General features: G+C 47.1%; 8 protein-coding genes. All 8 read right to left on the minus strand.

All coding sequences use genetic code 11. The features are described 5' to 3' along the window. Positions 1–60 precede the first annotated feature (60 nt). The 8 genes from V7723_RS12115 to capA all read right to left on the minus strand — a co-directional run bounded on the left by V7723_RS12115 (position 61) and on the right by capA (position 12,598). The gene (locus tag V7723_RS12115; protein WP_335684735.1) at positions 61–2,112 is read right to left on the minus strand and encodes a hydantoinase/oxoprolinase family protein; all 2,052 of its coding nucleotides are present in this window, start codon (positions 2,110–2,112) and stop codon (positions 61–63) included. Between the two features lie 4 nt (positions 2,113–2,116). Further along, positions 2,117–3,835: a hydantoinase B/oxoprolinase family protein gene (locus tag V7723_RS12120; RefSeq protein WP_335684736.1), complete on the minus strand. Its 1,719-nt coding sequence runs from the start codon at positions 3,833–3,835 to the stop codon at positions 2,117–2,119. Positions 3,836–4,010: 175 nt separating this feature from the next. Further along, entirely contained in the window at positions 4,011–5,006 is a 996-nt protein-coding gene (locus tag V7723_RS12125) for an ABC transporter permease (protein ID WP_335684737.1), read from the minus strand. Further along, a complete protein-coding gene (locus V7723_RS12130; RefSeq protein ID WP_335684738.1) occupies positions 4,999–6,021 on the minus strand; it encodes an ABC transporter permease in 1,023 nt (340 codons plus the stop codon). Before V7723_RS12130 ends, V7723_RS12125 begins: the two co-directional genes overlap by 8 nt. Positions 6,022–6,024: 3 nt before the next feature. Next, positions 6,025–7,614, minus strand: a complete 1,590-nt coding sequence (locus V7723_RS12135; RefSeq protein WP_335684739.1) for a sugar ABC transporter ATP-binding protein — start codon at positions 7,612–7,614, stop codon at positions 6,025–6,027. A gap of 31 nt (positions 7,615–7,645) precedes the next feature. After that, positions 7,646–8,713, minus strand: coding sequence for a TMAO reductase system periplasmic protein TorT (gene torT, locus V7723_RS12140; protein ID WP_335684740.1), 1,068 nt, complete (start codon positions 8,711–8,713; stop codon positions 7,646–7,648). Positions 8,714–9,041: 328 nt separating this feature from the next. Beyond that, positions 9,042–10,415 (minus strand): aminotransferase, encoded by a 1,374-nt coding sequence (locus tag V7723_RS12145; protein WP_335684741.1) that lies wholly within the window; start codon positions 10,413–10,415, stop codon positions 9,042–9,044. A gap of 98 nt (positions 10,416–10,513) precedes the next feature. Next, positions 10,514–12,598, minus strand: coding sequence for a caprolactamase subunit alpha (gene capA / locus V7723_RS12150; RefSeq protein ID WP_335684742.1), 2,085 nt, complete (start codon positions 12,596–12,598; stop codon positions 10,514–10,516). Positions 12,599–12,625 lie beyond the last annotated feature (27 nt).

The following is a 12,625-nucleotide window of genomic DNA, read 5'->3' on the forward strand; positions in this document are numbered from 1 at the left end:
CTGAGGAAAATCTGCGTCTATTAGAAGTTAATGTGACAATGCCTGCAGCTAGCAATTGGACTACCCTAATTCAGTGATTATCAGTAATCCAGTTGTCGTTGTTTCAACAACTTGACCAGGTAGCACCAAACTCGTTGTCGTTGGTTCTTCAATAAGCAAGGGTCCATCAAGTTGGCAGCCCGCAAAAAGCAACGCACGATCATAGACAGGGCACGATAACCAACCAAGACCCGGGCCAAAGAATACATCGCGAGTACTTTTCACCGCACCACTTGGCAATTGCTCCATCTGCGGGATCTCTCTCAGTGCAATGATATCGCTCTTATGTTCTGCTTGAAGATGCAGATTGGTAATTTCTATAGGACTTTCCGGTAATTTAAAAGTATAGGCAGTTTCGTGTGTAGCGTGAAAGGTTTGTATAAAGCTCTGTACCGTATCATCGTACTGAAAAGCGACAGAAACCGAATGTTCCTGACCTTGATAGCGGGCCTCAACGGCGAAATGAAGGTTCAATGCGTCTACATCACTCGTATTAAATTGGTTCGCTGCCTGGACAACCAAATTCTGAAATTCCGAGCGGATTTTTTCCAACCCCATGTTATCCACTTCACAGAATAACGTCCGCCGCAGATCAGTGCGCGGTAAGGCCGAAAGCATACCCCACGCAGAAAATACACCAGGATAAACCGGAATCACCGTTGATTTTACGTTTAGCTCCCGTCCCAATTTAGCGGCGAGCATCGGTCCAGCACCTCCGCTTACTATTAAAGATAGATCCCTAGGATCATGCCCACGTTGTACAGTGACAAGCTTTAACGCATTGATCATATTTGCATGGGTAATACGAATAACTGAGCTTGAAGCCTCTTCAACCGAGCAATTTAGGGTATCAGCAATTGATTGGAATGCAGCACGCGCATTGGTCACGTTAAGAGACATTTTCCCGTTGGCAAAATTCTCCGGATTAAGAATTCCAGTGACTAACATTGCATCTGTTATTGTTGGCGAAATGCCGCCACGCCCATAACAAACCGGACCGGGTGTCGAACCAGCACTTTCAGGTCCAACATTCAGATGTCCCGCTTGATCCATCGAAGCAATAGACCCGCCGCCTGCACCAATTTCAACAATATCGACGACTGGTACCTGAACTGTATAGCCAGGGGAAAAACGGCTCCATTCAAGTTTGTATTCGGGGACTATCTGCGGGCGTCCATTTCGAATTAACGAGCACTTCGCCGTTGTGCCGCCAACATCTAACGATAATACATCAGGCGCACCAATTGCCTGGCCAATTCTAACGGCACCAGCAATGCCACCTGACGGTCCGGATTCGACGAGCGTCAGCGGTTGCAATCGAACGTCAGAAAATGACGCCACCCCACCATTGGATTGCATCGCGTATAGCGGGCAATCGAGCCCAGTTTTCAATAGCTTTTTCTCGAGGCTTCTGAAATATTTATCAATAACGGGCTGAACATACGCGTTTAAAACCGCCGTACAAGTGCGCTCATATTCACGCCACTGCCGTGAAATTTGACTACTTGTAGATACCATTACTCCGGGTAAAAAAGAGCGCAGTAAGTCGGCGCAGCGGACTTCGTGCCTATCGTCAACATAGCTGTGTAAAAAGACAACAGCGACGGCCTCAATATCCGCTTCTCGGCAGATATCAGCGACATCGGCGACATCCGATTCATCTAACGGCGTGATAATGTTGCCTACCCCGTCAAGACGTTCAGTGACTTCAAGGCGGTAGCGACGTGGAATATAGGGCGGAGGTGTTCTGGCCTTGAGATTATACAAATCAGGGCGATTGCCACGGCCAATCTCTAAAACGTCCCGAAATCCACGTGTTGTGATAAGCGCCGTCTTAACACCTTTCCACTCGGTGATCGCGTTAATCACTGTAGTCCCACCATGCACAAAAAAATCGATGGCGGCCGGGTCAAGATTGTTCGTTTCTTTTGCATCGAAAATGGTATTAAGTACGCCAGTAGACTGGTCATCTGTCGTCGTTAGTGTTTTCCCAAACGTAATTTGTCCTGTCGTTTCATCATAAGCGATCAAGTCAGTAAATGTGCCGCCAACGTCTGTTGCTAACCTGACCATAAACCTATTTCTCCTTGCTCATCTTAAGAGTAGCTGGGCTGAGATCATATGACTGGCTGGCTTCTTCTATGGTTATCAAACCATCAGCAATATCTGCCTGTACATCGGATATCAAGCGATCTTCTGGACGCCCCCAAGCGCCGCCACCACCAGTGATAACCCGAACACTATCACCACGCTCGAGATGCCAGTCGGGATGATGATGTACACGAGTGGGCGCATCGTTGCCAGGTGTTCGAACCTCAACAAAATTACAGCTTCCTACCCCGCCACCATCCATCCCCCAGGGTGGCGTTTTGTTGCGACTGATGCCACAAAAGAACGAGGCTTCGTCTGTGCGCATTTCATATTCACGGATCAAGCCGTAGCCACCACGATGTCGTCCCGCGCCTACCCCACCATCAGTATTAAACCCATAGCGCCGCACGAGAATAGGTAACTTTGCCTCTAATAACTCGATCGAGTGATTATACGTATCGCCATCAGTCAGGGCGATCAGCGCGTTGGCTCCATCACGATCAGAGGTCGCTCCCCAACCACCGTGCTGCGGCTCGATATGTACAAATAGCTCGCCGTTTTCCTTTTTTCCAGTCAAATAGAGTACGGATAAACTAGTATAGGATCCAGCAGAAAACTGCTCAGGTTTTAGCGGTGCTAACGCGCGCCAAACAAGTTCTGAGGCATGCACAGACCCTTCGTAATACCAGCCTGTCGGAGCAGGCTTATTTGCGCTAAAAACTGTGCCTTCTGGAACAACAACGTCCAATGGTGAAAACCAGCCTTCATTCGATGGCGCGCCTGGATCGACAAGGGCCTTAAAGACTGTTTTCACGGCCGATTCCAAGGCGCCCCGTGTGCAGTTGATCGGCCCTGCTGTCGTTGGTGCGCAGCCAGTAAAATCAGCCGTCATACTATCGCCCTCAATGGTGACACGCACACATACTGGAATTGGATCATCTGTAACACCGTCGCCATCTATAAGGTCTTCGGCTTCATAAACACCATCTGGGAGTTCAGCGATCACACGGCGACTACTCTTAGAGCTGCTTTCGGTGATCTCGTCAAAAGCCGCACTAACTGTTTCAAAGCCATATTTTTCGGCACTATCGCAAAGATTTCGTTCAGCAATTCTGACCGTTGCAATTTGGGCGCGCAGATCGCCCATCGCCAAATCTGGCATACGAACGTTTTCTTCAATCAGGCGGACGAGGTCGTCATTGAGTTTATCATCGCGAGCAATGCGTATCCCGGGAAGGCGCAAGCCCTCTTGGAAAATAGACGTAGCATCAACGGGTAGGCTACCCGGCACGGCACCACCGATGTCTAACCAATGCGCGACAGTAATCGCATAAGCTAACAGTTGATCTCCGACAAAGATAGGTCGGACAACCGCCACATCATTTGGATGTGTCCCGCCCGCAAATGGATCGTTGGTAACGAAAATATCTCCAGGCGCAATATCGTCTTTGTAACGCGCCGCCAAAGTTCGCACTTGATAAGCAAAGGTGCCCGTGAATAAGGTAATGCCGTTTGACTGTGCAATCAAATCGCCATTTGGCGCGCAAATACCACAAGCAAAATCCAGCACTTCATAGACGATAGGGCTCATGCTTGTTCTTGTCATGATGATGCCCATCTCATCGACCGTTGCCAACAATTTACCGGTTAGTATTTCGACAGTTATTGAATCGACATCAGCATTTGGCTCCGGGCTTTGTTGCATCAATTTCTAAGCCCAATCAGCATTAAGATAGCCCGTTGCCACATTAAGCGCACATTGCCATCCGGATTTTCGGATACTGTCATTATCAATCTGGAATATATGGATTGGGGTACCATTAAGTACCGTTTCTCCTCTACAATTGTTACAAAAACACACTATAATCAAACAGTTCGTTTTACTTGGTTCTTATACGGTCTACAAAAACGGCGGCAATCACGACGCATCCCAAAACGATCATCTGAACATTCCCGTCAATTCGTGTCAGGTTCATCCCATTCGACAGCACCGTAACAAACACGGCACCTAATAAGACCGCCGGAACACCTCCAATGCCGCCGCGAAGACTAACCCCGCCAATCACGGCTGCAGCAATACTTTCCAGTGTAATATTTCCACCTAAATTCGGTTCACCCGAACCAGTACGCGCCGTCAACAACATGGCTCCAACTGCCGCCAAAACCGAGCAAATGACATAAGCATAAGTCAGGTACAAGCGGCTCGGTAGACCAGCAACCTTAGCGGCCTGGGGATTGCTACCCAAAATATAAAACCCCCGCCCGAACACTGTCCGTGTCAGAATTAAGTGAATGATTATGAGAATAGCCGCTGCAATAATAATTGGTGCAGATATGCCAAATACTTCCCCACTATACACCAAATTACTGAATTCGCGTGGCACGCCAAAAACAGGGCGGCCACCGGAAATCGTCGAGGCAATACCATAACAGATATTAAGCGTGCCAAGCGTTGCAATAAAAGGATTCACGTGCAAGACAGAAACACAGAACCCATTAAACGCACCAACAAGGGCGCCGAAGACTATACCCGCACAAACAGATAGGAAAATGGCCAGCGCTAGGGATTCCGGATTGGCTTCAACAATGCCAGTCATAATCAATGCAACCAGCACACTCACCGATGACACGCACATGCCTAACGACAAATCAAAGCCACGGGTCAAGATTACCACCATTTGCGCAGCGGCAAAAACGACCAAATAACTAGCTTGTGTAGCAATATTCAAGAGATTTGCTTCGGATAGAATACGCGGTTCGACAGCAGCAAAACCAAGCGCCATCAAGACAAGGCAAATTGGCATGAGCCAACGCATGATGAACGTTGTTATGCGTACACGTTGTCCCATTTGAACAGAAGCCGGCGCATCACTCACGAATTTTCCTCCGGTTACCATATTCCTCAAGTGCGACAGCAATAATTACGATAACGCCAAGAACAATCGTTTGAATTTTGCTATCAATCCTCACTAAGTTCATACCGTTCGTTACGATTGACAGAAACAATGCGCCCAACGTCACCAATTCAACGCGACCAATACCGCCTCGCAGGCTCACGCCGGCGATGACCGCTGCCGCAATAGATTGCAGCATTATGATATTTCCGCCAAGTGTCGCCTGACCGGATCCAACACGAGCAGTCAAGAGAACACCGGTGATAGCTGCCAAGGCACCACACATTGTATATGCCATAACTAAATAAGTTTTCGTCGACACACCAGACACCAGCGATGCCTGCAAGTTTCCGCCAATGGCGTAGATGTATCGCCCAAGTACCGTATACCGTTGAATAACCCAAACGATAATAACCAGCGCCAAAGCAACGTATACGGTTGTTGGCAAGCCCAGCCACAGCGCACGACCAAAACTCTTCACAAAAACTTTCGGCATTCCATAAACAGGAATACCGTTCGTTAAAAGTAAAGCAATACCAGAAGCAATCGAAAGCGTTCCCAACGTTACCATGAACGGTGAGACCCGAAGGAAAGCAACACATAAACCGTTTACTAACCCAACGGCCACTCCGCACCCAATGCCTGCCGCCACGCCAATGAAAATTACCAACCCGATATCATCTGGCATAATACCTAGTAAGTATGCCATTACCGTAGCCGTGACGGTACTGGAAAGGGCCACAACTGCACCGACGGAGAGATCAAAGCCGCCTACAATCAGAACCAACATTTGTCCGGCGGCCAAGATCGCCAGAAATGAAGTCTCTCTAAGCACATTGAGGATATTAAAAATTCCCAAAAACCGGGGTTCAAAAATGGACAAAGCAGCAACAATGACCACCAGCACTATAGGCAGTAATCCCATAGCTGAGATGGCCCTGACGAGATGGTTCACCTCTTTTTGGTGCAGATGGCCTGAGGCTAAATTATTGTTCACCACCTACTCTCCAACTTTTGATTTTGCTTCTTCATCTTGGAAGAAACAGGATAAGACTGCTTGTTCGTTTATATCATCACCTGTCAATTCCGCGACTAGCTTGGAACGATGCATGACATAAAGCCGATTGGAAAGATGTAAAACTTCCGGCAATTCAGACGAAACGAGAATGATTGCTGCACCATTGTTGACCAATTCTTTCATGAGATCGTAGACCTCGACCTTCGCGCCAACATCAATTCCAACCGTTGGTTCATCAAATAAAAATACATCGGTTTCTCGGGTCAATCCACGTGCCAACATGACTTTCTGCCGATTGCCTCCCGACAAATTGCCAACCGCGCGTTCAATATTTGGCGGACGTAACTTCAGCCTATCAACAATACCCTGAATAAGCTTTCGCTCGTTCAGTTTGTTCAGTATCCGCATCCATGAAAATTCCGCCAAATCAAGCGCTGCCATTGATGCGTTTTCGCGAATGGGTCGTTCTAGCGCTAAGCCTTCGGCGACCCGATCAGATGGAAAATAACAAGCACCCCTTTTCAGACTGATATCCGGTCGAGGGTGTAAGATGCGTTCGTCTTTAATAACAATTTCGCCCTCTTCTATGTTCTCAAGACCATAAACCGCACGGACGAGTTCTGATTTACCGCAACCAACCAGTCCGGCAATACCGGTAATTTCGCCAGCACGTGCGTAAATACTAACATCTTCGACCACATGATTGGCCAGAGTAAGGTTATTAATCTCGAGCAGCTTTCGCGTGGGCTTGTGGTCTATTTTTGGGAACAGAACATCAATTTTGCGGCCCGTCATCAATTCGACAAGTTCGTTCTCGCCGACATCCGCCGCATTACATGTTTCAATTTTGCGGCCATCACGAAGCACGGTGATTCTATCACCGATCTCTTTGATTTCGCGCATACGGTGAGAGACGTAGATAATACCGACTCCGTCCGCTTTCAGACGGCCAATCAACTCAAACAGCCTATAGGTTTCATTTTCAGTAAGCGACGCTGTCGGCTCATCTAAAATCAGCAACCTAACATCAGCGAGCAGAGCCTTGGCGATCTCAACCATTTGCTGATGCGCGCGCGACAACGATGACACTCGCTTTTTGGGATCTAGATCGAAGCCCAGCATCTCTATGACTTCCGCGGCACGTTTACTCATCATTCCTTTGCGTAAATATCCGGCAGAAGAGATCTCGCGACCCAGAAAGAGGTTTTCTTCAACAGTCAAATTTGGAATGAGTGAAAATTCCTGAAAAACAGGACTAATCCCCATGACGCGGGCACGGTGGGGGGTCAAATGTTTAATATTCTGACCATCATATTGGAAGGTCCCTTTGCCTGGCGGAAACGTTCCAGCAATGACATTTATAAGTGTCGACTTTCCAGCACCGTTCTCGCCAAAAAGGATATGTACTTCACCGCGACGTAAATCAAAATCGACGCTGTCCAGCGCCAGAACGCCTGGGAATTGTTTGGAGATGCCATGCATCTCAAGAATACTCGAAGAAGCTACCTCTCCCCCAGTTTTTGCTAGAGAGGAGGTAGCTGTGTTCGGCACTTGATCCGAATCGTTATTCATAGAGTTATGATTCTCTCAAGTCGTTCTTTTCTTATTTTACTGTCACAGAGTATTCCGGCTTCCATGTAGCTGGCGCAAGAACCAGATCCATGTTGATTTGGTCAGCATTCGCTTTTGCAATCATATCGGGGATTGGCTTAAGGAATGTTTTCAACTCTTTGCCTTCAAGGGCGCGGATTGCCATATCAACAGCAATCATACCTTCAAGAACCGGGTATTGTGTTGCAAAGCCGAGAATTTCACCATCATTCATGGCATCGAGCATTGCTTGGTTCTCGTATGAAGACATGATCATCATATCATCGCTACGACCAATTTCAGCGACGGCACCAATTGCTGCCTCAGCAGTCGGCGCTGAACCCCAAATGACGGTCATATCTGGATAAGCTTGCAAAGCATCTTGGATCAGCTTGAGCTGAACACCAACGCCCGTATCGCCGAACATTTCAGTTTCGATTTTCACATTGCTGCCATCGAGCGCCCGCTGAAAACCTTCATAAAAAGATTCAGCCCAACCGGAACCAGCAGGACCGGGGAAGGCGACGGCGCTTGCCGGCTTTCCATCAAGATGATTTAGGAGATATGTTCCAGTTTGCTCACCCATGGTGTCAAACTCAACGTACATTTTCGCTGTGGTTTTTGCCTCTTTTACCGGGTTTACCGTCGCAATAAGCGGCTTACCAGCTGCAATGCTTTCTTCGAATTTCTTGGCAAGGCCGGCTTCGGATATCGGGCCAACAATGATAGCGTCTGCGTTGGAAGCCATACAGTCATCAATTTGCGACAACTGACGCGGGAGGTTCTCGTAACCACCGGCTTCAAGCAATGTCATATTAACACCTTGGCGCTTAGCTTCGGACACGATGCCGTAAGCAACAGCAACCCAGAAGCTATCTTTCATGTGTGGGAAAGAAACGCAAAGGTTCCAAGGTTTAGATGCTTTTTCCAACGGCGTATATGTGGTTTCCACATTTTTACCAGAACTGGCATCATAAACCTTAACAGGCCACCATTGGTCGGCAGCTTGTGCACTTGCTGCGGTAAGCGTAAAAGCGCCTATAGCAACTGCTACTAATGATGTTTTAAGATTTGTTTTCATTTTTCGCCTCCTTGTGTTGCACTTGTTTTTAGGCGGCGGTAAAAAAAATCTTACAAAAGACTTCCTGATGATCTCATTCAGTCTTAATCAGATGCTTTTCTTAATCATCTTTATTTACCGGTCGCCTTCGTTCTTACATTTTAATATTCGTGTCGCAGGCATCTTAAGTTAAAGTTAGGGGATCTTCCTCGCTCAAGCTAATAATCATATTAGCGTTTCCTTTGTCATTGTAAAATCTGAAAATCAAAACACTCATATCGTTTTTTTCTATATTGAGTTTGAAAATTTTCTGCCGAAAAAATACATTTTTTGATAATAAATAATACGGCTAACCTAGGATGGCGTTCGCCTCGTCCAATCCTCGTTCAATGCGATCGAACATTTCATTAATTTCTTTCTCGGTTATAATTAGCGGAGGGCAAATCCCTATACCATCACCTGGCATTGGTCGAAGTATGAGTTTTTGACCGAAGATTTTTTCAACCGCTAACGGTGCAGCTTTCGCACCGGCAGGATATTGCTCTTTCGTGAATTTATCAGCCACCAGCTCTAAGCCGCCAATTAATCCAACCCCTCGCGCCTCACCAACCAACGGGTGTTCCCCTATTGCCTTAAGTCGCTTTTGAAATTGCGGCGTAATATGTTGAACGTGACTTATGATATCATCGTCCTCATATATTTTTAGTGTTTCTAGCGCTACGGCAGCAGCGACCGGATGTCCACCATACGTATTTCCCGTTCCAAAAGTACCCAATTTTGTACTGTGTTCGACGAATGCATCGTAAATTGCATTCGTGATCAAAACAGCCCCGATTGGTAAGTAAGACGAAGAGAGTTGCTTGGCACAGGTTAGAATATCTGGCCTGATGCCATAGGTATCCGATCCCCACATTTCGCCGGTGCGACCAAAACCACAAATTACTTCGTCAGCAATCATCAGCACATTGTGTTTCTTCAAAACTTTCTGAATTTTTTCGAAATAGGTTTTCGGCGGGGTCATGACCCCGCCGGCGCCCATGACAGGTTCAGCGATTAAAGCGGCGACCGTTTCCGGGCCTTCATCCTGAATTTGTTTGTCAAGGTTTTCTGCCAACCGAGTGGCAAAATCTTCTTCTGATTCACCGTCTTCGCCATAGCGATAATAACACGGCGTGTCAGTATGGATTATGCCATCAATTGCTGGCAGGTCCCAGCCATCTTGCACATAAGGCAGTGCGGTCAACGATCCTGCGGCTACCGTTACGCCATGATAAGCGCGCTTGCGGGAAATAATCTTTTTCTTTTCCGGTTTACCAATGGCATTATGATAATACCACACCATTTTGATAGCTGTATCAACTGCTTCTGAACCAGAATTGACCAGATAAACCTTACCCAAGTCACCCGGCGCCAACTCAATCAGTTTTTCAGACAGGTTGATAACTGGAACAGTTGCCCGGTGGGAAAACGAATGCGAAAAAGGTAAGATATCCAACTGATCCTTAATAGCTTTCACTAAACGTTTTTCGCTATAGCCAAGTCCGGTGCACCAAAGCCCTGCCAAGCCTTCTATATACTGATTATCCTGGTCATCATAAACGTAGATGCCCTCGCCTCGCGTTATAATCAAAGGGCCCTTTTCTTGATGTGCAGCCAGGTTAGTGTATGGGTGCAGCGAAAACGCCAAATCGCGGCCAGCAAGAGAATTAGGTACATAGTTCATCAGCATATCTCCTTGTAAGAATACCCCTTCAGATCAAGCCGCTAACTGCATTGCGACCATTAATCTGGGGCATCGCGTATTTATAAGCGCCGTATTGACTACTCTTTTTGATCGTGCGTAAGCACATATGAAGCAGACTTATCAAGTTTAGCTCTCCAGCCTGGCTGAACAACAATTGAAGTCGTCGTCTCCTCTATAATCGCTGGCCCCAAAATCTCCGCACCTGCGCCAAGTTTGTTACCGTCATAAACAGGGGTTTTAGTTTTTATGCCTCTGGCTGAGAAGATCGCTTTTCGATGATTTTTAATTGCTTTTTCTACCTTTTCACCTCGTCCAAGTATAAGAGGGTTAGGTTTTTCAATACGGCCATAGAGCGTACATTCGACATTCACCACTTCGACAAAATTGTGTGGCTCGGAGTAAGTGTAAAGTTCTTCGTGGCGTTTATGGAAAGCCATTTTGACATCTTCAATTGTTTTGTCATTGATTTCAAAATTACCAATTTCAACCGTGCACTCATGCACCTGTCCAACATAGCGCATTTCAATACTTCGTTTAACATCGATTTGGGGCTTCTTAAAACCGTCAGCGAGAAGATGCTTCTTCCCTTTCGCTTCAAGTTCTTTAAAAAACTTATTGATACGCTTATTCGGCGCGCTCCCTTCAAGCCGTACCGGACAGGTCGCCATAAAGTTATATTTTACATCCGAAATAATCTGACCAAACGCACATAGGCCAGACGCCAACTTATTCAAAATGACTGTTTTAACACCCATTTCAGAAGCAAGAGCAGTGATATGGGCAGCGGTCGCACCACCTGCACCAACAAAAACGAAGTCGCGCGGATCATAACCACGCTCAACAGACACGCGACGGATACCGTTCACCATGTTATTATTTACGATGGTGTACATCCCATAGGCCGCGTGTTCTATCGAAATACCAAGAGGATCTGCCACATGAGTTTTAATAGCTTTGCGAGCCTTATCTATATCGAGCGGTAGTCGCCCGCCGATCAGTCCCTCGGGGCTCAAATATCCAAGCACAAGATTTGCGTCAGTTACCGTAGGCAACTGTCCACCCTTGCTATAACACGCGGGTCCAGGGTCTGCGCCCGCACTTTGCGGGCCCATTTGCATGAGGCCCATTTCATCAATGCGACCAATCGATCCGCCTCCGGCGCCAAGCGTTTCCACTTGGATCATCGGCACGCCGATTCTGTAGCGCAAAAAGTCAATATCTTTGTTTAAATTCGTGACGCCGTCTTTTGTCAATGTAATGTCGAACGAAGTACCTCCCATATCAACTGTAATGACATTTTTGCTGTTGAAAGGTTCTGCGACATAAAGCCCAGCTTGCGGTGCTGAGGCCGGGCCTGAATTGATCGCGTAAACTGAGCGATTACCCATGACCTCGCCAATTGCAAGGCCACCATTTGACTGGAAATAACGGACAGGATATTTGGCTCCAAGATTAGCAAAATACTTATCCACAGATTCCACATAGCTTCGCAAAATAGGAGCAAGATAGGCGTTGGTGATTGCTGTTGAGGTACGCGTATATTCTCGAACTTGTGGATACAATTCACTTCCAACGGTTAGAATAACTTCTGGCAGCATTTCACGCACGATCTCAGCCGCTCGGCGCTCATGGTCCGGATGCAACACGGACCACACAAAAGAAATGGCGACACTTTCGACACCTTCTCTCTTAAACAAACGGCATGCAGTTCGAATATCGGCCTCTTTCAACTGTGTTTTTACCGACCCATCAGAAACAACGCGTTCGCGGATACCTTTGCGAAGATAGCGCGGCACTAACATCGTTGCCGGAGGATAATCAGGATCGTAGCGATAACCATCTTCTTTGTGACCCAATCGGATCTCAATAGAATCTTCGTGACCGGCAGTACAAATCAAACCTGTTTTGGCGCCTGTATGTTGAATGAGCGCATTCAGCCCCACAGTTGTACCGTTGATACAAAGATCACAATTTGAGACGATCTCTTCGATACTTTCGCCGATATCTTCCGAAATCAAATCAAGCCCCGATTGGATTGCTTCCCTTGGGTCAGAAGGCGTTGAAGGTGTTTTGTACAGTTTAATCTCGCCGTTTTGTTCCGCTAGGACAAAATCTGTAAACGTGCCGCCAGCATCAACGCCAAGACGATATTTCATACGCATGTTATTCTATTTCCCTTTAGTCCAACA

Source organism: Sneathiella sp. (assembly GCF_036960985.1).
In the GTDB taxonomy this organism is placed as follows: domain Bacteria; phylum Pseudomonadota; class Alphaproteobacteria; order Sneathiellales; family Sneathiellaceae; genus Sneathiella.